Below are 23,153 nucleotides of genomic sequence, written 5' to 3' on the forward strand. Positions count from 1 at the left end.
TGGTCGAGGCATGGGTTGGCGTCGTCAGGTGGGTTGGTCAATGTGGTCGACGCGGAAGTCAACGGATCCGGAGAAGACGTCGAGGAGCCCGCTGAGAGGTTCGGCCGGCAGGCCGGGCTTCCACAGTTCCACGGCCATCTCTCCGTGGTAGAGCATCGGCCAGCGCACGTAGCAACGCCGGTCGCCCGGATGGTGGACGGCTCGCGAGCGGCGTACGGTGTCGGCGGCCACCTGGGCCGTCAGGTCGCTGCCGCAGCCGAAGCCGAAGGGATATGTCTGCCGGTCCGGCGGTACGGTCTCGATGTGCGTGTCGTCGGCGCTGACGACACCGACGTGGGCGTGCAGACCGGCCCGGATCAGTGGCACCTCGCGCTCGCCGTCCGGGCATGGCTGCCAGATGCCCTGTGCTGTTCGGCCGACCCGGACCCTGGGGACGGAGTGCAGGAAGCCACGGACCTCCCATGCCTCCACCGAGGGCCCCAAGGGGCGCTGCCCCTCCGGGGCGAGAACACGCAGGGGGCTGTCCGGAGGGTCGAGTGCCACGATGGTGACGTGTTCCCGCCTGAGGTCGCGCTTGTCGACGTCCCAGCTACCGGAAGCGCTCACCACCAGAGCGTTGAGCCCGGGGTCGACGACGAAGAGCATGCCCTCGCTCATCCGCTTCCAGCCCATGTACGTCTCGTACAGCCTGGCCAGTTCGGGCGACACGTAGCGTTGGATGTCCACCGGCGGCGGTAGCAGACCGAGTTCGCCCATGATGCGGCCGGCCCGGGCCAGTTGTGTCGGGGCGGGGCTCTCCTCCCACGCCCGCGCCGGAACGGCGTCGGCGATCACTTCGTAGGCGTCACCAACTTCGCGGGCGCAGGCCGCCGCCACCAGTCGGTCCCGCATCCGGTCGGTGACACGGTCGGTTTCCGTGGGGTGGCCGCCCTCCAAGGTGCACAAAGTGGCCTCGAGGACCTCGCCCGAGCGCTCACCGCGGGTCACGAACAGGACCTTGGGCGATGCCATACGGGCCATGGCGGTGCGCGCGATCTCCACGACCTCCCGATGCGGCAGTTCGCTCAGCCGCTCCGGAACCGCAGCTAGGACGACCACCTGCCGGGAGCCGACGTGCAGGCCGTTGGCCTGGCAGGCCGTGACCGCCACCGGTGGCGTCTGTTCGGGCAGACGCTCGCGCAGTGGGGCAGGGCCGTCGGGGATACGGGCGGGCACCAGGAGGAGGTCGACGTCGCCGTGGGACTGAGTCACCACCGTGTGCCCGTGCTCCTCGAAGGCGGCGAGCAGTTCCCGTGCGAAGGAGGAGAGGGCGGGGCTGGTGTGTTTGTCCAAGCCCACGGCCTGGACGAGGCAGGGGCGCCACCAAGGAAGGGCCGACAGGTCACAGGTCGACGCGGCCGGCGTCGCGTTCGCGGTGTGGCGTGTTGTGGTCATCGTTCCTCCCGGACGAGCGGCAGTACGCGGCGGGCCAGGTCGTCGAGGCAGCCCACCGAGGAGAGTTCGAGAACGGTCATGTCACAGCCGAGGCGCTTGCGGACCAGGACGGATAGCTCGACGACCATCAGGGAGTCCAGACCGATCCCGGCAAGAGGGCTGGTGCAGTCGATCTGGTCGCGTGACTTCTGCAGGACCTTCGCGGCGATTTCGACAAGGATCTCGCCGACCGCGTCGATTGCGTTCTCGAGGGGCAGGGTCTCCAGCCGGACCCGTACGTCCTCAGGGCTCTCCGTGCCCGCCGCGGTCCCGGTTGCGTCCGTCCCTCGCAGGAACCCGGCACTGAAGGCAGGGAAGAGCTGACTGAGGCGCTGCCAGTCGAACCGGCCGACGAGCACTGTTCCTGCCATGCCGAACAGTTCGTGCAGCGCTTCCCACGCTTCCTTCGAATCGAGACTTCCTACGCCGAAGCGTTCAAGATGGTCGAGCAATCCGGCACGCTCCGCGTAACCGGTGCCGCTGATTCCGCCCCAGGCCACGGCCAGGCCGGGCAGTCCTGCGTGGCTCCGGTCGCGGGCGACGGCCTCTTCCATCGCGTTCGAGGCGCAGTACGGGCCCTGGTTCAGGTTGCCGATCAGCGCCGACACGGACGAGCACAGCACGAAGAAGTCGAGCTCGCGTGCGCGCGTGGCACGGTCCAGGACGAGGGCGCCGGTGGCCTTGGGGTGTACGACCGCGGCGAAGCGCTCAGGGGTCGTCTCCGCGAGCGGGGCATCGTCCATGTGCATGGCCGCGTGGACGACGCCCCGCACCGGGTGTCCGGTCTCCTCCGCCTGCGCCAGGATGTGGGTGACGGCCTCGGGGTCGGCGACGTCCGCGGCGTGGGCGTATACGGCGACTCCGCCTGCCGTGAGCCGTTCGAGCAGGGCGGAGCCCTCCGGAGTGGCAGCGCCTCGTCGGCCCACGAGCACCAGGTGGCGTGCTCCCGCCTCGACGAGGCACTCGGCAATGGCGGCGCCCAGGCCCGAGAAGCCGCCCGTCACCAGGTAGCTGGCGGCGGGATCGAGGTCCAGATGAGCTTTGGCGGGCGTCACTGGAGGTGCCTGCGTGAAGTCGATGACGACCTTGCCGAAGTGCTTGGAGTGCCGGAGGCTCTGGAACGCCTCCTGGACCTGGTCGGCGGCGTACACCTGGTGGGGCAGAGCGCGGTAGCGCCCGTCAGTGACCCGCCGTGTCAGCTCCGTGAACTGGGCGGCGGCCGTCTCGGGGTCCTGCTGGGGCAGGCTGCTGATGTCTACGCCGAAGTAGGCGATGTTGTTGCGGAACGGGCCGAGCAGCAGCGGCGAGTTGGCGTATAGGTCGCGCTTGCCGAGTTCGACGAAGCGCCCGCCGGGGCGCAGGCATTCGAGTCCGCGGGCGATGTTCTCCCCGGCCAGGGAGTTGAGGACCACGTCCACTCTCTGCCCGCCGGTCACCTCCCGTACGGCCTCGGCGAAGCCCGGGTGGCGGGAGTCGAGTACAGCGTCGACGCCGAGGCTGCGCAACAGTTCCCGCTTGGCGGGCGTGCCGGCGGTGGCGATGACCCTGGCACCCAGTTCCTGTGCGTACTGGATCGCGGCGAGCCCGACGCCTCCCGCGCCGCCGTGGACCAGAACGGTCTCTCCCTGCCGCAGCCCGGCCTTTACTTCCAGTGCGTACTGCACGGTGAGGAAGACGGCGGGCAGGGTGGCGGCCTCGGTGAAGCGCATGCCGTCGGGCATGCGCCCTACCTGGTCGGAGCGGACGACGACGTGGGAGGCGAGGCAACCGTGGCCGGAGGCGTAGACACGGTCGCCGGGGGCGAAATCCGTCACGTCGGGGCCGATCGCCGTCACGATGCCGGCGCATTCCAGGCCGAGGCGGGGTCCGCCGCAGGCGGGGGCGTCCTCGTCCGGGACCAGCCCCGTGGCGATCATGATGTCACGGTAGTTGAGCGCGGCGGACTTCACCTCGATCACCAGCTCGCCCTCCGTCGCCTGGCGCGCGGGGTCGTGGACCCATCTCAACTGGTGCGCGAGCCCGGGGTCGCGCAGCTTCAGCCGGTAGCCGGTGCCCGCGGAGGGGTGGCGTGCCGGGATCCCCGCGTCGCCGATGCGCGGCCGGAAGCGTCCTTCGGCCGTGAGAATGATCTCGGGGGCGGCTTCGGCGCTGAGGAGTTCACGAACGAGACGGTCGACGTCGCGGTCGACATCGGCGGTGCGCTCCAACGAGACCTTGTGGACCTGTACGGCCGGGAACTCGGTGGCCAGTACCCGCCCAAGTCCCCACATCGGTGCATCCGCGGCAGACAGCGGGCTTTCTGGAGTAGGAAAGAGCCCGGTGGGGGGTGTCACCAGCCACAACTCGCCTTGAACTGGCGCGAGTCGGGCGGCGAGGGCACGCAGGGACATGGCCCGGGTGACCGTCAGTTCCTCCACCTTCGCGGGTGCGTCTGGGTCGACAGCGGAAAGGCTCGCATCCAGGAGTACGACCAGGCGGGGTGGAACATCGGGGTTTGCCGAGGGCAGTTGCGCGGTTTCTTGGAGGGCGCCCAGTGGCGTGTCCAGCCGGTCCGCCAATGCTTCGCCCAACTGCCACGCGGAGGGCTCTGTGATGACGCTCCAGCCGCCTGTGCGCGACACGGCAGGGGCGCTGGTCGCTGATTCCGGCCGAACGCCACGACGCGCCACCATGAGCGTGGTGTCCGTCCGGAGCGGGTCCGGTGCAACGCCGGTGTGCCCTACATTGGCGAATCCGGCGCCCGCCAGAGAGTTCGTCCAGTCCTCGCGCGACAACAGGGGTGTGTGACCACGGCGCGTATCCTCGCAGGTCCAATACTCGTCGAGGACTCCGAACAACGAGCCCAGTAGGTCGGCATCGAGGCTCTCCAGCGCGAGCAGCAGTCCGCCGTCGGCAAGCAGACCAGCCACCCGCTCGGCGGCGCGCCGGACATCGCTGGCCTTATGCAGTGCATTCGCGGCGAGCACCAAGTCGAAACCGCCCTCCGCATAGCCTTGTTCGGCAAGGTCATGGTTGAGGTCGAAGGTCTGGTACTCGACGAAGTCGTAGTCGGCGAAGCGGGATTCGGCACGTGCGAACACGGCCGAACTGCTGTCGGTGAACACGTAGTGCGTGCGGTCGGGCGGCAGTTCAGGAAGGACCGCCCCGCTCAGGCCACCGGTTCCGGCACCGAGTTCGAGCACCCGCAGCGGGCGACCCGCGGGCCAGTACTCGACGATCTTGGCGATCACGCCACGCAGATACAGGTTGTGCAGCCTCAGATGGGGCGCGTCGCTGGACAGCTGAGCCATCAGGTGCTGATCGGCGTTTCCGAACAACAACTCGTGCGGATCGGCGGCACCGCGCAGGACGTCGGCCAGGCGGGGCCGGCACAGGTTGAACGCCGCGCACGTCGCCGCCCAGTCAGGCAGCTCCCGCAGTTGGGCGCGGACCTGCTCATCGGGGTCGGGGCGTGTGCCGGTGAACCGCCAGCGTCCGGCATCGGCCGGCGCGGCGAGCAGACCGATGTCACGGGCGGCCCGGACCAGCAGTGAGACCAATGGGGCGTATGCAGGACGCACTCCTGCGGCCGTCAGTTCTTCCGTGCCGAACTCGGCATGTTGGGGCAGGAGTTCGGCGAAGGCTTGAGCAGCGTAGTGGCCCAGGACACGCCAGTTCAGCTCCGCGAATTGCGGGTACCGGTCGTCTGCGGCGGCGGTGAGCCGTACCCGTTCATCCCGCGTGGCCAACAACAGATCGCGGGGTGCCGGCAGGTGGACCGGTGCCGCGGGCTCGTCGAGGTGAGGGGCGGCACGCAGGGCGACCTGAGAGTGGGTCAATGGTCTGCTGTCCGTGTGGGCGAAGCGGCGTAGTCGACAGCCAGCCAGCTCCAGGCTCACTTCGCCGTCGTTGTCCAGCACCCGTACGTCCCACACGGCCTCCCGGTCACCGATCGTGCGGGCGGTCGCGTGGAGGAAGCCCTTCTCGCTTGGTCGTCGCCACAACCGGGCAGCCTCGATGCCGATAGGCAGGTACGCCTGGCCGCGGTCCGGTGCGGTCAGGAGCGCTGCTCCGGTCTGCAGCGCGCCGTCCAGCAGGGCAGGGTGGGCCAAGTAGTCGGTGGCGTCTGCCTGGAGTCGGTAGGCGGACAAGGCTTCCCTCTCCCCTGTCCACAGGTGGGTGAGCACCTGGAACGCGGGCCCGTACGGGAGCCCGGACCGGGACAGGTCGGCGTAGTGGTCGTCCGCCGCCCTTGGCTTGAGTCGTGTCGTGATGTCGGCGAGGGCGACGCGCTGGGGCGTGGGGCGGTGCAGACGCCGTACGCGGCCGCGGACGTGGGACTGCCAGGCACCCGTCCGCCCGGTCCGGCTCGCCACGGTCACCGCACCGGTCTGCGGTTCCAGGGAGGTCTGCAGGAGCACATCGTCCGTGCTGTCCTCGCCGGGCAGCACACAGGCTGTCGTGATCAGCAGGTCCGTGGTCTCCAGCACGGCTGTCTCCAGGGCCTCGGCGCCGGCCTCGAATGCCGCCTCCAGATAGGCGGTGGCCGGTAGCGCGGTGTTGGTGCCCACACGGTGGTCATCCAGCCAGGGCATGCGGGCCGATGACAGCAAGCCGTGCCAGGTCGGAGCGGCCACCGCGGCGCGCTGGCCGAGCAGCGGACGATCCACGGGGCCGTCGCTGGGGATCGAGCTGCACCACTTCGGTGTGCCGTTCCAGTGCCGCTCCCGTTGCCACGGATAGGCAGGGAGGCTGACGACACGTCCCTGGCGGGGGAAGAGAGCGTGGGCGTTGTAGTTGGCTCCGGCGGCCAGCGTGTGGGCCACTGCCGTACGGACCGCTGCTGCCCCGTCGCCACGGCGGGTGCATGTGCGTACGACGGCCACGGCACGGTCGTGGCGACGCAGTGCAAGACGTCGGAGATAGGGGCCAAGGACTGCGTGCGGACCCACCTCGACCAGCACGTCGCACCCCAGGTCCAGCAGGGTGTCCGCGGCGGAGCCGAAGAGCACCGGGCGGCGCACGTTGTGCCACCAGTAGGCCGCGTCCAGTTGCTCGTCGTCCTCCAGCAGGGCGCCGGTGACGGTGGAGGCGAAGGGCAGGCGGAAATTCTCGGAGCGCAGCCCGGCCAGGGACGCACGCAACGGCTCCTCGATGACGTCCATGGCCTGGCTGTGGAAGGCGTAGTTCAGGTCCAGGCGGCGGAAGAAGACACCGCGGGCGCTGAGTTCCTCGCCCAGGACGGCGAGTACGGCGGCGTCTCCCGCGACGGTGGTGTCGGTATGGCTGTTGACGCCGGCAAGCTCCAGGCGGCTTCCGTACCGGAAGAGTTCCTTGAGGGTGTCCTCTTCACAGAGGCCGACTGCCGCCATCGTGCCCTGTCCTGCGGTGGGCGCCTGGGCGCGGCTGCGGCAGGCCACCACTTGTGCCGCGGCTTCCAGGGATAGGGCGCCCGCGGTGTAAGCGGCGGCGATCTCGCCGACACTGTGCCCGGTGACCGCCGAGGGGTGTACCCCTCGGGCGGCGAGCAGTTCCACCAGCCCGACCTGGAAGGCGAAGAGCAGGGGCTGGGCCACTTCCGTGGCGCGGATGCGGGAGCTTCCCTCGCCGGCGGCCATCTCCGCCATGACGGACCAGCCGAGGTGTTCGAGCAGGGCGGCGTCCGCTTCCTCCACAGCGTCCCTGAACACCGGCTCCGCGCTCAGTAGGTCGGCTCCCATTCCCGCCCACTGCGAACCGTTGCCAGCGAACGCGAACGCCACCTTGCCGTCCGCGACGGCCTCAGCGGTAGCCAGACCGGGCGCTGGGCGCTCACCACGTGCGGCACCGCGCAGGGCCTGCGCGGCCTCGGCCGTAGTCGCTGCCACCGCTACCGTGCGGCGTGGGTGGAGGGTGCGGCGCCGAGCAGAGGTATGAGCGACGTCGTAGAACTCCTCGACCCCGCAGTCGTCGAGCCGGTCTGCCATGCGGACGCATGCTTCGGACAGCGCCTCGGCGGTACGTGCCGAGACCACGACGGGTAGCGGGCCGATGACCGCGGTTCTGGGAGCAGACTGGCCTGCGGGTGCTGCTGCCGGCGCGAGCACGACATGGGCGTTGGCACCGCCGAAACCGAAGGAGTTGACACCCACGACGGACTGCCCTGTGACCGGCAGCGGTTCGGGCTCAACTGTCGGCCTCAGGCCGAGTCCGTCGAAGTCGATCGTGGGATTGAGCGGCAGAGCGTGCAGGGTAGCTGGAGCGGTCCGGTCACGTAGCGCCAGCACCGCCTTGAGCAAACCTGCGACACCGGAAGCCGCCTCCATGTGCCCGATGTTGGACTTGACCGATCCCACTGGCAGCGGTCCGACCGTCCGGTACCGGGACAGTGCCTCACCGATGGCCGCGCACTCGATGGGGTCGCCCACCGCCGTGCCGGTTCCGTGGGCTTCCAAGTAGACGAGCTGGTCCGGGGAGATCCCGGCGTTCCCGTACACCTGCTCCAGCAATGCCTGTTGGGCCTCGGCACTCGGCAGAGCCAGACCGGCCGTGCGGCCGTCGTTGTTGGTGCCGCTAGCCACAATCACGGCATGCACGCGGTCGTTGTCCGTGAGGGCCGCCGCCAGGGGTTTCAACAGCAGCAGGCCGCCGCCTTCGGCACGCACATAGCCATCGGCCTCCGCCGAGAAGGCATGGCACCGTCCCGTCGGAGAGAGCATCGAGGCGTTGCAGAACCCGTTGAAGACCTGCGGGTCGAGCAGGATGTTGATGCCGCCAGCGAGGGCGAGTCCCGATCTGCCGGCCCGCAGGTGCTCGCACGCCTGGTGCACGGCAGTCAGGGCGGAAGAACAGGCGGTGTCGACCGTTACGCTCTGCCCGCGCCAGTCCAACAGGTGGGAGATCCGATTGGCGGCGTTGCCCGCCGCCATGCCGGAGACCGAGTAGGCGTTGCCCATCTCCGGGCGGAATGCCTGCAAGCTGGCGAAGTCCCGGCTGGAACAGCCGATGAAGACGCTGCCGTCCGCTCCGGCGAGGCGGGCTTCGTCCATGGCCGCGTCGTCGAATGCTTCCACGGCGAGTTCCAGCAGCAGCCGATGCTGCGGATCCATGCGCGAGGCTTCCCGCGGGGAGATCCAGGAGAAATACCGGCAGTCAAAGCCCGCGATGTCGTCTAGGAAGCCACCTGCCACGGTGTACGTCCGGCCCGGCCGGCGACGGCTGCCGTCGAGGAAGTCGTCCGCAGTGAAGCGATCCGGCGGAACCGTGGTGATCACGTCCCGCCCGGCCGTCAGGAGCTCCGCCAAGTCGTCCAGCCGGAACACGCCACCAGGAAGCCGACAGGCCACACCGACGACCGCGATCGGCTCTTCCGCCGGATGGAACCGTTCCTGTGCCACGAATTGCTCCTCAACAGCGCCGGCTGGCTTTTTCGGTGTGCCGCTGTCTCCTATTCAGACGGACCACGGAGGGGCATATGGTTATTGATCAAGAGGAAATTCATGATTTCACTTGCATGGGGGATGCGAGAGTGAGGTGCAGTCAAGTAGTTGGGACAAGGGCTTGTCCTGCATTGGCGGTCAATCGGATTGCTTTGTTCACGAGAACCGGTTCTGGCTCAACTTGTGTGACGTGATCACGTTCCGTAACGACACCAGGATGCGATGGCGGCTGGGTGCCTGGCCGTGATCAGCCGTAACTGCGGGCGTTTATGTCTGGTTATCGGGAGGTACTGCCCGTGCCTCCGCACCTCGCTGTGTCGGGGGCTGTACGGCCTAGGCCCGTGTCTGGAGTTTTCATGATGTTGCGTTCGCTTGCCCGGGGTACCACCACCCTTGCAGCAGTCCTGCTGCTTACGGCTCCGGTCGCCGCCACTGTGCACGCGGCGGAAGCACCGGCCTGTGCGAAGGAACAGCTCGCGTACATGGACGCCGAGGACAAGGCATCCGCGGCGGACAAGGATGCCGACGCGGCGCAGGACGCACTCTCCCAATCGGCACGGGACAGGCAGACGCTCAACCAGACGGACGAGCACCTGTACGCCCTCTCGTACGCCATGGACCGCCTCCTCGCGCCAGGCAACTCAAACGCCCAGCAGCTGAAGTCCCGAAACGTGGTCATCAAGGCGGCCGACGCTGCCGCTGACGGGGTGGACAGGGGCGACGCTGCGGTGGTGGCCGACGAGGCGGACAAGGCCACCGCTGCCGGGAAGCAGTTCCTCAAGGACACTTCGGGCGGGCACCCCTTTGAAGTTGCCCGAGTCCAGGCACTGGTTGACACGGTTGGGAAGGACGCGGCAGCGGCCAGGAAGGCTACGACGGCCAAGGAGGACTACGACACCCTCAAGGCGAAGGCCCAGCAGAGCAGGACCAGTGCCCGCTCCGCTCAGGACGCGGTAGCCCCGGCCCGGGCCGACCTCAAGACCTGCCTGAAGAAGACCACCGCATAGACGCGGATCGGCGGTTGAGGAGAGCCGAGGGAGTCAGGCGCCACGACCAGCCCTCGGCTCTTTGGGCTCGTGTGATGCGGCCCCCGCTGCGTCATGACAGCAGGACTCGTTTGCGGAGGAGTTGGAAGCCCGCGCGGCCGAACATCTGGCGCTTGAGCATCTTGATCCGGTTGACGTGGCCTTCGACGACGCCCGAGTTCCAGGGCAGGGTGAGGCCGGCGATGACGGCGTCGCGGTCGCGGTCGATGCCGGCGGCGAGGGTGTGGAGGCTGGGCAGGTCGTCCTGTCGGACAGCGTCGAGCCAGTCCGGCAGGCGCTCGCCGTGGCGGCCGGTGAGCATGGCCGCGAAGGAACGGACGTGGCGGGTCAGAGCGTCGAGTTCAGGGCAGTGCGCCTGGACGGCCTTGAGCTGGAGCTGCTCGGATTCGGAGAGGGTGTCCGGGTGCCGGAGGATCCATCCCGCCACGGTTCGGGGCGAGGGCGGCCGGGCGGTCACCGGCCGCGGTGAGGTCCGCTTGTCGTGCAGATAGGCGCGAACGCGCTGGTAGCTGCCCTTGTAGCCGAGCGGCACGACCTCTTCCCAGAGCTTCCATGCGTTGGTGCAGCCCTTGTTCCAGCGGTCGTCCAGGTAGGGCTTGAACTCGTCGAGGATGGAGGGCCGGTTCTGCCACTGCCCGGTAAACAGTTCCTCCGGCGTCGCGGCGTCGGCGAACTGTTTGACGGTGCGCCAGGTCATTTCGAGCTGCCGCTGGACTGAGCGTTGGCTGTGTCCTGCTTTCAGCAGGGCGTGGACGGCGGCGTGCCGGGCCCGGGTCCGGTCGGCGAACCGGTGACCTCGTGGCCAAGGCGAACCGGACGGGTCCGCTGCCGGAACGGCCTCGGGTTCGGGTTGAGGTGCTGTGGGTGTCAGGACCCGCAGGCAGCCGCGGTGCTGGGCGACGCTCCGTTCAGCAGCCTCGCTCAGGTTGTGCCAGAGGTGCCACCTGTCCGCGACCTGCACCGCCTGCGGCGCTCCCGCCGCGGCGCCCTCGGCGAAGAACGGTGCGCGGTCCCGGCAGACGACCTCGACTCCGGGCCGCTGAGCGAGCCACGCGGCCAGGCTGGACGCTTCCCTGTCCGGGAGTAGATCGATTGGACGGCGGGTTTCGACGTCCACCAAAACCGTGCCGTAGTGGCGGCCCTTGCGGGTGGCGTACTCGTCGACGCCGACCACCCGCGGTGCGGGAACTTCCGGCTCGGGCAACGCGTCGACCAGGCGCAAGACCGTGCTCCGGCTGACGGACACTCCGAGCACCGCGACCAGCCGAGCGCCGGCCCGGCCTGCCAGGGCAAGACCCACTGCGGCCAGGGTCGAACGCAACCGCTCGGTGCGCTGGCCATACCTGCGGGTCAGACCAGATATCTGCTCCACGAAGGTCCGGCGCGTGCACGCCGCGTTCCGGCACCGAAACCGCCGAACCCGTAACCGGAGTACGACACGTCGTCCGGCACTCGGTACGTCAGCGGGAAACCGCAGGTAGGAGCTGTGAACCCGGGTCGACCAAGCCCTGCACACCGGGCAGGCGGCACCGACCGTTGTGCACTGCGCGTCAACGCGCACTATCTCGATATTCACGTCCACCGACAGCACCGCGACGTCCGCGATCGACGGGAACAACAGCTCCTTCAGCCGGAGCACTACCTCTTCCACGGCCTGGACTTTCAGCCCATCCGCCCAGACCACGGCTCAATTTCGGGCGACTTCGGGAGCCGCTCCACGACGCTCAGTCGTCACTCAGAGTGTCCGCTGCACGGAAGCTGCGCCAGAACCGGTTCTCGTGAACAAAGCCACTCAATGGAGAGGAGAACCCACAGTGACCCGCATCAGCGCGAACGGTCCGCCTCGCCCTGAGCGAGCGACTGCGTCAGGCACTCCAGGCGCATGGCGAAGGCGGCGGCCTCACCCGACGGCCACGTCGCCATCTCCTCCGCCACGAAGGACTCCATCGCCCCGCGCAACGCCGTGACCGCCCGCTCCCCCTCAACGGTGAGGACCAGCCTGGTCGCGCGGGCGTCAGCGGGGTCGGGACGACGGGCGACCAGCCCGGCCTCCTGCAGCCTGGTCGCGTAGCGGGTGGTGACGGTGCGGTCCATCCCGATCGCCTCGGCGAGCTTGGTGGCGGTGACGGGCCCCACGCGAGCGAGCCCGGACAACACCGGGTAGGTCGTGGCGTCCACGCCCTCCACCTCGGAGGTCAACCGGCCGTAGAGCCCGGCACGGGTGGCCCGCAGGGTCAATGCCCCGATGGCTGCAGCCACGCGGGCGGCGGACGTGCTATCACGTGTCGTTTTGCTCACCCCTCGATGATACGTGCAAAAAGCACGGAGTCCTGCTACCGTAAATTGCGTGCAGAAAGCACGTACATCAAGCACGCAAATGCTCCAGCACGCCAACGCACGTCAACGTGCAAACACACAAAGGACAGTCATGTCGCATTCGCCTTCACACCAGCACCAGCCCGCCGTGCGCCCGGAAGATGTCCTGCCCGAGGGCATCGACTCGACCGCGATCAACGGGCTGACCGTCCGCAAGGGTTCGGTGGCCGCATTCGTCGCCAACGCCCTACGACTGGATGACCTCACCGAGGGCACTCCCGAGTACGCAGCCCTCGTCACGCAGATGCGGGAACTCGCCCCCGCCTTGCGCACCATCGGCCTCCTCGACGTCTTCCGGCCCCGCTCCCCGGCAGTGGAGCGGATCCTCGCCGAGGCTGCGTAACGCTGCGCGTGCAGCCGGCGGCCGTCTGATGCCCGGGGAAGCGAACACTGCGAACCCGTCAGGCGTCGAATCGTCGAGCGGTGCGCTGGTCGGTGACGATCCGGCCATCGCAGCTTCCCCTCCGAGGCTGTCCCGCCGGGCTTGACCCACGGGGCCTGCGGTCGTCCTGACGCCGCCCCGCCCCGGAGGAGGCCACCGTCAGCTCCGCTTGTCGAGGCATGGCGAAGCCGCGCGATGCCCGAACTCCCCGCTGCCACACAGTGCGTCGGCATCCGTCTCATCCGACGGCGCTTGAAACGGGAAGCGGGAAGCGGGAAGCGGGGAACACGCAACGGCATCGTCCAAGTTGAAGCTCCTCACGGTTGCGGCGGCCACCGTGCTCACAGCCTGGCTGGCCACAGGCAGTGCCCTCGCCGACAGCGGCGTACGCGTCACGGGCGCCTCCGCCGCGTGTGGTGCCCAACCCGCCATCCAGGTCTGGAACCTGGAACAACGACGGCGAACACGGCTTCCAGTCGGAGCAGGACCTCTACATCACCGACGTCGTCATCGTCTGTCGCGTCAACGGAGTGGGGAACGGCGCCTATCAGTGGAAGGAGAACCCCGACGTCCAGACCCTGCACACCAAGTACCTCGATGTTCCCCATGGTTGTGACGCGATGATGACCGGACCCGGTGCCCGGGGTGAAGCGTGCCGGTGGCAGGAGCTGGAGAAAGCCGGCTGGCTTACCTGCTGCCCGGCATGCTCGGCCGCCCGTTCGTCGACGGGTGCATGTCCGCGAACATCGGCCCCGGGAACAGCGTCTCCCGGTGCTCGGCCAGGAACGCGAACACGCTCCCCACCGGGATCAGCTCCCGGCAGGTCTCCCACACGTCCAGCCCGACCAGTTCCCCATCCCGCTGTCCCTGCACACCAGCAGTCTGGCTCCACGCCGCGTGACGCAGAGCCAGAACCACTGATCTTCGGTGAACTTCTAGCCGACTGGCTCCTCGACCCGGGGAAGGCCGGCGATGATCAATTCGAGGGCGAATTCGAAGCGCTGGTCGAAGTTGTCCGGGCCGACGTGGGGCAGGACGGCGGCCAGGGCCGGGTAGGTGCCGGCCGGGACCTGTTCCGGCCGGAGTGCCGGTGCGCTCTCCTGGGCGGCCTGCTGTTCCTGGGTGAGGCCCAGGGTCAGGTAGAAGATCGACCAGTGGGTCCACGCGGCCGTGCGCGGCGAGTGGCCGGCCGCCAGCAGGGTGGCGATCACGGTGTCGGCGTAGCGCAGCGTGCGGGGCTCGGCGGCGAAGACGCCCGCGACCATTCTGGCGGCGTCGCGGTGGGAGAGGAGCGCCGCGCGACAGCGGCGGCTCAGTTCCTTGAACCGGTCGGGGAACGCCTCGGGCAGCGGCTCGTCGAGGCAGTGTGCGAGAAGTTCGTCGGAGGCCAGTTCGAGTAGGCGGCTTTTGGTGGAGGCGTGCCAGCGGACGGTGTTGTGCTGCACGCCGAGCCGGGCCGCGACGGCGCGCATGGTCACCCCGTCCAGTCCGTGCTCGTCGAGGACCGTCAGCGTGGCGGCGACGATCTCGCCCTGTGTCGTACCCATCCGATGCGCCTTCCCGGTCGGCTTCCGCGCCCCTGTTGTCCAATGGACAATTCTAAGACATGCTCACTCTTGTCCATTGGACAAGAGCGAGGGGAAGTGGTTGTCATGCTCGACGTGCTCATCGCCGGGGCCGGCCCGGTGGGGCTCTGGCTCGCCGCGGAGTTGCGCCTGCAGGGGGTGGAGGTGGCCGTCGTGGAACGCCGGGCGGCACCGGACGGACGGTCGCGCGCGGTCGGCATGCAGGCCGGCACGCTGGACACCTTCGCCACCCGCGGCCTCGCGCAGCGGTTCATCGAACGCGGCACCCCGGTGCCGACCGGCCACTTCGGGGCGGCGACCACCCGGCTGGACTTCTCCACCGTCGGGGCGGTCTACCCCTTCATGCTGGCGCTCGGTCAGTCCGTCACCGAGCAACTCCTGGAGGAGCACGCGGTCGCCGTGGGCGCCCGGGTGCTGCGCGGGGAGGAGGTCGTCTCGCTCACCCAGGGGCCGGACGCCGTCGAGGTGGTGATCCGGGCCGGCGGCACCCACCGGACGGGGCGGGCCCGCTGGGTGGTGGGCTGCGACGGCACCCGCAGCGCGGTACGACAGGCGGCCGGCATCGACTTCCCCGGCCAGGACACCACGCTGACCGGGTGGCTCGCCGACGTAGAACTCGACGATCCGCCCACCGCGCCGCTCGCCGCCACCGGGCCGGCCGGTTCGTTCCTGGCGGCCCCGATCGGCGACGGCGTCCACCGGCTGGCGGGGCTCTCCACGGCCACCATGCACCGCGGGACCGGCGAACCGCTGACCCTGGAGGAGGTGCGCGAGCAGACCCGCACGCTGCTGGGACGGGACCTCGGCATCCGCAACCCCCGGTGGCTGTCGCGCTACGGCAACGCCACCCGCCAGGCCGCGCGGTACCGGGCCGGACGGGTGCTGATGGCCGGGGACGCGGCGCACATGTTCTTCCCGGCCGGTGGGCAGGGCATGAACCTCGGCATCCAGGACGCCACCAACCTGGGCTGGAAGCTGGCCGCCACCCTCCAGGGCCGGGCGCCCGACGGACTGCTCGACAGCTACGACACCGAGCGCCGGCCGGCCGCCCGCGCCGTCATCGACAACACCCGCGCGCAGCTCGCCCTGTTCGCCGCGGCGAGCCCGGAGCAGATCGCCCTGCGCGAGGTCTGGTCCGCCGCGCTCGCCGAACCGCAGACCAACCGCCAGTGGGCCCGCCGGATCGCCGGCTTCGACGACCCGCTCCCCGCCGACACCACACCCGGCGCGCACCCGCTGCACGGCACCCGACTGGCCGGCCTCGCCCTGGACACGGCCGACGCACCCACCGCCCACCCGTTGATGCACCACGGCCGACCACTGTTGCTCGACCTCGGCGGGACGCGGACACCGTGCCTCACCGATGGCCTGGAGCAGCGGGCAGGAACCGTCAACACCGAGGCGGCGCACGCGATCTGGCGGGACGTCACCGCCGTCCTGATCCGGCCGGACGCCCGGATCGCCTGGGCCAGTACCGACACCGACCCGCAGCGCCGGGCCGCGGACTGCCTCACCACCCTGCGCACCCTGTGCCGCTGAACGCCGCTCGATGAGCCCACCCGCCGGCTCCGCTCGGCCGGCCACGCCTGGGGCTTTTCCTGGGGTTCAAGAGACCCGGATGCTGGCCTCGGTGATCGATGAACTGGACATGAGCGTGTCGGTGATCTGCTCTTGCGAGGCCCGTGCTCGGGCCTCCATGGCCGTGCGGGCCGCAGCAGGATCGCGCTCACGGATGGCATCCAGAATCGCGTGTCGCTCATGTGCGGCCGACGCAGAGAAGGGCAGCGACTTCAGGGTGATCCGCAGGATGCGTTCCAGCTCGTCGAAGACCCGGGTGATCGACTGCGCCAGCATGTCATTGCCGCACCTGTTGGCGATGATCGTGTCGAACTCCAGGTTGGCGCGCAGGAAGGCGTCGATGCTCTCTGCGTTGCCCAACTCGTAGGTGACTTCGAGGAGTTCTTCCATTCGGGCGAGATCGTCGGCCGGGCAGCCGAGCTTGGCTGTGAGGCCGGCGGCTTCGGTTTCCAGCAGTTGCCGGAACGCGCAGAGCTCCCGTGCCCCCTTCAGGGTCACAGGCAGGATGCGGTATCCCGAGCGTGGCAGTGCCTGGACCAGCCCGTCGCGCTGCAGCCGAGTCAGGGCTTCCCTCACCGGCATCGCGCCGGCCCCGGCCAGGTGTGTCAGGTCCGACTTGGTGACATGGGCGCCTGGCTCCAGCTCCAGTTCGATGATCCGCCGCTTGATCGCAAGGTACGCACGTTCGGTGGCGTTCAGGCTGGCGTGGTCTGCGCTGAGAATGGCGGGCAGATACTTCACGTACCCATCCTAAGAATTTGATATCCCAGTGAGAAGATCTTGGGTCCTAGCGGTCGGGAGGCAGGGTGAGGAAATCCCTACTCGCCAACGGCCCCGCGCCCCCTGGCGCAGCGGCCTGTTGCCGCCGCTCTTCTGTCTTGCTCGGCCCTCTCCGTCGGCATTTTCCTCAGTAGACGTCGCGGGTGCGCAGTCGAATCCGTCGGCCTGAGGGTGGCGAAACGTAAGGGGCCCAGGACAGGCGATCAGGCCGCCGTCGTCGTCTGCATCACAAAAGTGTCTGCGATCTGCGCAACCCACTCCGGATTCTCAAGCGGCGGATAGTGCCCGATGTCAGGCACCCGCAGCAACTGTGCCACCGAGCCCATTTCCGCGACCGTGTCATCGACCAACTGATCCTGCACGAAGAAATCGTCGGTGCCCTGCACGAGCAGGACCGGGCACCGCACATCGCCGAGCCGGCCGCGCAGATCGTGGGAAGCCCACGCCTGACCGTCGAACTGCCCAGCCTGCTGGGCAGTGCTGCGCTGAAGCCACCGAAGCTCGACTTCCTGCCCGGATGTCAGCTTCTTGCTCGCCGAGGCCACCGCCGCATACTCAAGGTGATCCGTCCAGCCGGCATCGGGCGGGCTCGTCCGACCTGCCAGCAACGCAGCAGCCTCGGCCGACAGCGGTGTCCACGACGCCGCTTGCATCGCGACGACCCCTCGATAGCTGTCTCCATGGTGAGCGGCAAGATCCAGTGCCGTCAGGCCCCCGACAGAGGCGCCGAGTACAAACGGCGAGATTCCAGGCAGCACCGTGCGCACGAACGCGTGCACGAACTCGGCGTGGTCGTGGATAGAAGTCCCCGGCTGCCACTGCGCTGGGTAGGAACGGCAGTGCCCGGGAAGATCGGGGGCGATCGCGCGATATCCGCGTTCAGCGAGCAACGGCAGAAGGTGCCTGTAGACCCGAGAGTCGGTGGCCCCCGGGTGAATACACACGATCGGGATGCCTTCCCCAGCCTCGTCGAAGTAGGTACGTGCACCGTTGACCGCGACGTAGCGGCCCGTGATCGGTTCGAAGATCGTCATTGCTCAAGTCCTTGCTGGCCACGTACAGAGATCTTTGGCCGTGCGGTAGCGGTCTGGTGCCAGTAGATCTCATGAGATCTCTGTAAAGCAATCTGAGATCTCAGAGGACGCCGGAGGGGGCTCCGTCCGCGGCCGACCGCCGGCGTTGGTGCGGCCGTTCAGGGATCAGATGTCGACGGCCGCGGCCCGTGGCTGTTCGTGTCTCTGGGGGCAGATGGGAGCGAGGGCGGTGGTCTTCCGCTTCGTCACCGGAGCAGGGTCTGTCCCAGTGCGCGGTTCGGTGAGAGTGCGGGTAAGCGTGATGCGCCCGAAGCGGGCGTCAGCGATGCGCAGTTCGTCATCGTCGAGCATGGCGATGACGAGTAGCACATCCGGCGCGGGCGCTGCCTCCCGAACTGCTCTCGAAACGCTGCTCTTCGACGTGAGCAGAGCCAGGTAGTCGGTTACAGGTGCGGGGTGCGCGCCTCGATCCGGTAGTCGAAGGCGGCTCCGCCGACGCCGACCTGGGTCACCCCGCCGTCGACGGTGAGGGCGGCCCCGTTGACGTAGGACGCGGCGGGCGACAGCAGCCAGTCGATCGCCTCGGCGACCTCCTGCGGATCGCCCGGCCGCCTGGCGGGAGTCAGCCGGTTCGCCTCCTCGTATGCCGCCTCGGCACCGCCGGCCAGCCCCGCCTCCGCCGCGAACCGCGCCATCCGCTGGTCGGCCATCTCCGTACGCACCCAGCCCGGGCACACCGCGTTGGCCCGCAGCCCCTGCGGCCCGTAGTCGACGGCGAGGGAGCGGCAGAGGTGGAGCAATGCCGCCTTGGACGTCGCATAGGCGGCGTTGCCGGCGCTGTTGCGGAGCGCGGCGACCGAGGCGACCGCGACCACCGCGCCGCGGGCCGCCAGCAGATGCGGCAGCGCGGCACGCAGCAGCAGGAACGGGCCGGTGAGGTTGGTCCGTATCAGCTCTTCCCAGTCCTCGACCGTGGTGTCGCCGACCGCGCCGCCCCGCCCGATTCCGGCGTTGAGCACCACACCGTCGAGTCTCCCGTAGGCCGTCACCGTCGTCTCGACGAGCTCGCGCACGGCCTCGGGGTCGGCGGCGTCGGAAGGGTGGGCCAGCGCTCCGGTCTCCTCGGCCACTCGGCGCAGTGGCTCGGGCCGCCGCCCGGAGATCACGACGTGGTGCCCGGCCGTGCGCAGCAGCCGGGCGGTGGCTGCCCCGATTCCCGTTCCCCCGCCCGTCACCAGGACAACACGCTGTTCCGACATGGTCGTTCGCCTCCGAAGGTGGTCAGCTTCCGGTTCCCCGCACCGCGAGCATACGAAGCACCGGCACCGCCGGGCCGACCGGGGGCCGCTGCCATCGGCACCGCGACCGAGTGCGGGGTCAGGAACGACCGCAGCGAACGGCCGCGGCGAACAGCGGCAATTGATCGTTGGAACGGTGTGACGGCTCAGGCTTGCGGCACAAGCACGCCGCATCGAGATGGTCCTGCTCCTGAACCGCGGTCCTGCGCTTTTTGAACCGCGGTTGCCTCACCCGGCAACCGGCCCGCTTGCCCAAGAGGGAGTCCAGCCAGTGACCGCCTCACCATCCTCGCCGCTGCCGAAGTCCTATGCCTGCGTGCCTACTTGGAGCACCTGGCCACGTCCCTGCTGGCCCTGATCGCCGGTCGGTGCGCAGCGCGTGGGTCAAACGGGCGACCGGTCCCGCACCCTCAGCCAGGACGCCAGCGGCTCCCGGCTGCCGTCGGCGCGCTCGGCCGTCTCGGGCAGGACCTCGTCGGCGCCGGGGGCGGCAGTGTGCCGAGCGCCACGCGGGCCGCCTCCTTCGGCACGGCGGCGGCCTGTGGGGGCGAACCCGGCGCGCACCAGCGCGGGCGGCGCGACGGCGGGCGCCACGGACCATGCCCGTTTCGCAGCCGGCCAGGCGCAGCCCGCGTCCGGCGCCGGTTGGCCCGCGGCCGCGACGGTCTCGGCGTGGACCGCCAGCCACGCGTCGGTCATCTGCGGGCGGTGCCGGCGCCGCCGACCCCAGCCAGGAACGGAACAGTGACTCGGCACGGGGAAACAGGTCAGGCCGACACCGAGAGTGGCGTCGGCCTGCCGTGCGGCCAGCGCGGCTCCAACCCGCTTACCGAAGTCCTGGCTCGACCAGTGGTACAGCAGCTTCTTCCTAGCCAGCGCCTGTACGCCACTCCACCCCGCCGATCACAGAATCGACGGGGTGGAGCAACGGGCCGGATGAGCCGACAGCGTCCGGTTTGTGGGCGCTCCGCGGTCCAGGTCAGCGGCGGCGCAGCGCCTTGTCCTTGAGTGCGGGCGGGTCGTAGTGGGTGACGTCGTGGTTGAGGTCGGTGCCTGGCGGCACGATCTCGTCGATGCGGTCCAGGATGTCGCCGCTCAGCACCGTTCCCGCGGTGTCCAGCAGTGAGGTGAGTTGGTCGTGGGTGCGGGGGCCGATGATCACGGAGGTGATCGCGGGGTGCGAGAGGACGAATCCGGTGGCGAGTGCGGGCAGGGTCAGGCCCGCGTCGGCGGCCACCTTCCTCAGCTCGGTGACCGCGGTGAGCTTGGCGGCGTTGCCGGGCAGGCTCGTGTCGAACAGTTGCGGCAGGAAACGTGAGCGGGTGGCCTGGCTCGGTACTGCGCCGTCGGGACCTCCGTACTTGCCCGACAGCCAGCCGCCCGCGAGAGGGCTCCAGGTGAGCGCACCCATTGCGTACTTCTGCACGGCGGGCAGCACGTCCCGTTCGATGGCGCGGGCCAGGATCGAGTACGGCGGCTGCTCGCTGCGGAAGCGGACATGACCGCGCTTCTCGGCGACCCACTGGGCCTCGACGATCTCCCCGGTGGGGAAGGTCGACGAGCCGATCGCCCGGACCTTGCCGGAGCGCACCAGGTCGGACAGCGCCGACAGGGTCTCGTCGATGTCGGTGTTCGGGTCGGGGCGGTGCACCTGGTAGAGGTCAATCCAGTCGGTTCCAAGGCGGCGCAGGCTGTCCTCGACCGCACGGACGATCCAACGCCGGGAGTTGCCGCGGTGGTTGGCGTCCGGGCCCATCGGGTTGTGGAACTTGGTGGCGAGGACGACGTCGTCCCGGCGGCCCTTCAGGGCCTTCCCGACGATCACTTCGGACTCGCCGTCGGAGTACATGTCGGCGGTGTCGATGGTGTTGATGCCGGCGTCGAGGGCTGTGTGCACGATGCGGACGGCCTCGTCGTGATCCTTGGTGCCCCACGCGCCGAGCATCATCGCGCCGAGGGTGTACTCACTGACGGATATGCCGGTGCCGCCGAGGATCCTGCGGTTCATGCCTGCTCCCATGCCCTTCGTGTATCTGGTGTCGGAATCCACCCTGCCCGCCGGACCCCGCACCAGCCAGACCCGGCGGGTCCTGGTACCCGCAGGGCCAGGCTGGAGCCGACATGCCGGAGAATGGTCCGATGCATGCCGAGCCGGAGATCAACGCGTTCCTGAAGGCCCGCCGGGCGGCCCTCGACCCGGCCGGCGTCGGCCTGCCGCCCGGCGGGGCACGGCGCAGGGTGCGTGGGCTGCGCCGCGAGGAGGCTGCCCGGCTGGCGGGGATCAGTGTGGAGTACTACACGCGCATCGAGCAGGGCCGTGGCGGGAACGTCTCACCGGAGGTGCTGGACGCCCTCGCCCGCGGGCTGCAGTTGACCGCGCCCGAGCACGAGTACCTGCGGAACGTGGTGCACCGGGCGGCGCGTGGCGGGGCCGCGCGGCGGCCGGTCCGGGAAGTACCGCAGGTCGTGCGGCCCGGCCTGCGGGCGGTGCTCGACGCGATGGACGGCGTCGCGGCCCTGGTCTACGGCCGTGCCATGGATGTGTTGGCGTGCAACCGGCTGGGCGAGCAACTGCTGTGCGGCTTCGCGCAGCGGTCGCCGGAGGAGCGCAACATCGCCAGGCTGATGTTCCTTCACCCGGACGTGGAGGCCAGGCACCCGGAGGTTGCGCAGCTCCGCCGCGAGGTCGTCGCGGTGCTGCGCGCCCAGGCCGGCCGCATCCCGGACAGCGAGCGGCTGTGCGATGTGGTCGGCGAACTGCGGGAGCACAGCGGGGAGTTCGCCCGGTTGTGGGCGTCACAGGAGGTCGAGGGGAAGGGACACGGAGTCAAGCGCATCCGGCATCCGCAGTACGGGACGCTGGAGCTGCACTTCCAGGCGATGCGACTGCCGCCGCCGGACGATGAGCTGACGCTGCTGCTGTACGCGGCCGAGCCGGACTCGCCGTCCCAAGCGGCACTGCTTGCGCTGTCGGGCAGGGTCGAACCCCACGCAGACACTGTTGGTTACTGAGTTTGTGGGTGTGATGTCGTCAGGGTGAGTCCGGTGGCGGGCAGGCATTCGTCGATGGTGTCGCTGCGGTATGGGATGCGGCGGAGGCCGTGGCGCAAGGGGTGCTGGCCTTGGTCTGCCCCCGCTGGAGCAGGCCGAGGAGGGGTGCCCAGGCCGCTTCGCCGAGCAGGGCGTCGCCTTGGGCTGTCCCGCCGTACAGAAAGGTCTTCGAGGGCGCGGCGGGGCTTTCACCGGGGAAGCGCGGCCGGTGTCCGGCATCGTCGTGGGCCACCACGTGGACCGGGGCGTTGGCTGCTCGGCGTCGCGCGGCCAGTTGCTCGGCATACCGCAGGGAAGGCCACATCGCGTCGTCGCCACCGGCGACGAGCAGCACGTCGGCGGACGTCTTCTCCACCGGGATCGCGGCGGCGTCCAGATGCCGGGCGAAGGTCCGCTCGCTGAGTTCGTACCAGCCGCGGATCGCCACCGGACCGTCGCCTTGCTCCACGGGCTGCCAGGAGTCGCCGTCCATCGGGATGAAGGGCAGCGGCTGCCCCTGCCATGTCCAGGAGGACCGGTACGGCCGCTCCCGCCCGTCGAGTCCCGGCCCCACGTTGCACCAGACCAGCGACGTCGGAGAGAGGGCCACCACCGCGTTGACGCGCGGCTCGTGGACCGCTGTGAGCAGCGCGGCCTCGGCGCCCTTGGATACGCCGAGGATGCCGACGCGCTCCGCCCCACGAGACTTCAGCAGGTCGACGGCCGCGACGAACGTCTCCAGGGGCACCTCGCAGATCCCCGCCGGCTGCCCCGGTCCGCCGAACCAGCGTATGGCCAGAGCGAGGAGACCCTGCTCGGCAAGAAGCCTCGCCCGTTGGCGGTCCACCCGGCCGCTCGACCCAGCCAGTACGACGACACCCGTGCCGTTGCCCACGGTCGGCTCCATCAAGACCGCCTCCCAGGGGGTCGTCAGCTCGTGTTCGACGACGATCACGGGGGCTCCTCTCTCGGCAGGGAATTCACGTGAAGAGAGGTTATGGGCGCCCCCGACGGGCCCGTCCTGTGGGCCCGCACGGCGTGCAGGCATCGTGTACGGGTGCTCGGCTGTGGCCGAACGGTGCGGGCGTGCCCACCAAGTCGTTGCTCGGGGGGCTGGTGTGCTCCGGCGGTGTGGGCGCGGCCGGGCATTCGTGCCGGGCGGGCCGTGGTCCG

The 23,153-nt window shown here is 69.5% G+C and carries 15 protein-coding genes and 1 pseudogene; 4 read left to right on the top strand and 12 right to left on the bottom strand.

The window, feature by feature from the left end; translation table 11 throughout:
• Positions 1–24: 24 nt before the first annotated feature.
• Positions 25–1,434 carry a hypothetical protein gene (locus tag ACO0M4_RS29300; RefSeq protein ID WP_430374099.1) on the bottom strand — a complete coding sequence of 470 codons (1,410 nt, stop codon included), beginning with the start codon at positions 1,432–1,434 and terminating at the stop codon, positions 25–27.
• Complete coding sequence (locus ACO0M4_RS29305) at positions 1,431–8,828, bottom strand: SDR family NAD(P)-dependent oxidoreductase (protein ID WP_430374100.1); 7,398 nt, start codon at positions 8,826–8,828, stop codon at positions 1,431–1,433. Before ACO0M4_RS29305 ends, ACO0M4_RS29300 begins: the two co-directional genes overlap by 4 nt.
• A 401-nt stretch (positions 8,829–9,229) precedes the next feature.
• Here ACO0M4_RS29305 and ACO0M4_RS29310 point away from each other — a divergent pair, with 401 nt between their 5' ends.
• Entirely contained in the window at positions 9,230–9,877 is a 648-nt protein-coding gene (locus ACO0M4_RS29310; RefSeq protein WP_430374101.1) for a hypothetical protein, read from the top strand.
• 91 nt (positions 9,878–9,968) lie between these two features.
• Here the strand turns inward: ACO0M4_RS29310 and ACO0M4_RS29315 are convergent, their stop codons facing one another.
• On the bottom strand, positions 9,969–11,567 hold the full coding sequence (locus ACO0M4_RS29315) for an ISL3 family transposase (protein ID WP_430374102.1): 1,599 nt from the start codon (positions 11,565–11,567) through the stop codon (positions 9,969–9,971).
• 173 nt (positions 11,568–11,740) lie between these two features.
• Positions 11,741–12,175, bottom strand: coding sequence for a MarR family winged helix-turn-helix transcriptional regulator (locus tag ACO0M4_RS29320; protein WP_430374103.1), 435 nt, complete (start codon positions 12,173–12,175; stop codon positions 11,741–11,743).
• A 205-nt stretch (positions 12,176–12,380) separates the two neighbouring features.
• On the opposite strand from ACO0M4_RS29320, the gene ACO0M4_RS29325 reads away from it, so the two are divergent.
• Positions 12,381–12,635, top strand: coding sequence for a hypothetical protein (locus ACO0M4_RS29325; protein ID WP_208622207.1), 255 nt, complete (start codon positions 12,381–12,383; stop codon positions 12,633–12,635).
• 726 nt (positions 12,636–13,361) lie between these two features.
• Here the strand turns inward: ACO0M4_RS29325 and ACO0M4_RS29330 are convergent.
• Together ACO0M4_RS29330 and ACO0M4_RS29335 are read right to left on the bottom strand one after the other, a co-directional pair.
• Positions 13,362–13,547, bottom strand: a complete 186-nt coding sequence (locus tag ACO0M4_RS29330; RefSeq protein ID WP_430375376.1) for a hypothetical protein — start codon at positions 13,545–13,547, stop codon at positions 13,362–13,364.
• Between the two features lie 62 nt (positions 13,548–13,609).
• Entirely contained in the window at positions 13,610–14,221 is a 612-nt protein-coding gene (locus tag ACO0M4_RS29335) for a TetR/AcrR family transcriptional regulator C-terminal domain-containing protein (protein ID WP_430374104.1), read from the bottom strand.
• Positions 14,222–14,326: 105 nt separating this feature from the next.
• Between ACO0M4_RS29335 and ACO0M4_RS29340 the strand changes: the two genes are divergently transcribed.
• The gene (locus tag ACO0M4_RS29340; protein WP_430374105.1) at positions 14,327–15,799 is read left to right on the top strand and encodes an FAD-dependent monooxygenase; all 1,473 of its coding nucleotides are present in this window, start codon (positions 14,327–14,329) and stop codon (positions 15,797–15,799) included.
• A gap of 66 nt (positions 15,800–15,865) precedes the next feature.
• Here ACO0M4_RS29340 and ACO0M4_RS29345 read toward each other — a convergent pair whose 3' ends face one another.
• The 5 genes from ACO0M4_RS29345 to ACO0M4_RS29365 form a co-directional block, all read right to left on the bottom strand.
• A complete protein-coding gene (locus ACO0M4_RS29345; protein ID WP_430374106.1) occupies positions 15,866–16,579 on the bottom strand; it encodes a GntR family transcriptional regulator in 714 nt (237 codons plus the stop codon).
• Between the two features lie 242 nt (positions 16,580–16,821).
• Positions 16,822–17,652 carry an alpha/beta fold hydrolase gene (locus ACO0M4_RS29350; protein ID WP_430374107.1) on the bottom strand — a complete coding sequence of 277 codons (831 nt, stop codon included), beginning with the start codon at positions 17,650–17,652 and terminating at the stop codon, positions 16,822–16,824.
• Between the two features lie 443 nt (positions 17,653–18,095).
• Positions 18,096–18,911: an SDR family NAD(P)-dependent oxidoreductase gene (locus ACO0M4_RS29355; RefSeq protein WP_430374108.1), complete on the bottom strand. Its 816-nt coding sequence runs from the start codon at positions 18,909–18,911 to the stop codon at positions 18,096–18,098.
• A 423-nt stretch (positions 18,912–19,334) separates the two neighbouring features.
• Positions 19,335–19,649, bottom strand: a complete 315-nt coding sequence (locus tag ACO0M4_RS29360; protein WP_430374109.1) for a hypothetical protein — start codon at positions 19,647–19,649, stop codon at positions 19,335–19,337.
• A 280-nt stretch (positions 19,650–19,929) separates the two neighbouring features.
• Positions 19,930–20,958, bottom strand: a complete 1,029-nt coding sequence (locus ACO0M4_RS29365) for an aldo/keto reductase (protein ID WP_430374110.1) — start codon at positions 20,956–20,958, stop codon at positions 19,930–19,932.
• Between the two features lie 131 nt (positions 20,959–21,089).
• On the opposite strand from ACO0M4_RS29365, the gene ACO0M4_RS29370 reads away from it, so the two are divergent.
• On the top strand, positions 21,090–21,962 hold the full coding sequence (locus ACO0M4_RS29370; RefSeq protein WP_430374111.1) for a helix-turn-helix transcriptional regulator: 873 nt from the start codon (positions 21,090–21,092) through the stop codon (positions 21,960–21,962).
• Positions 21,963–22,104: 142 nt separating this feature from the next.
• Here the strand turns inward: ACO0M4_RS29370 and ACO0M4_RS29375 are convergent.
• A pseudogene (locus ACO0M4_RS29375) lies at positions 22,105–23,028 on the bottom strand (acyl-CoA thioester hydrolase/BAAT C-terminal domain-containing protein); the annotation flags it as partial.
• Positions 23,029–23,153: the final 125 nt, after the last annotated feature.

It is taken from the genome of Streptomyces sp. RGM 3693, assembly GCF_050471125.1.
Classification (GTDB): domain Bacteria; phylum Actinomycetota; class Actinomycetes; order Streptomycetales; family Streptomycetaceae; genus Streptomyces.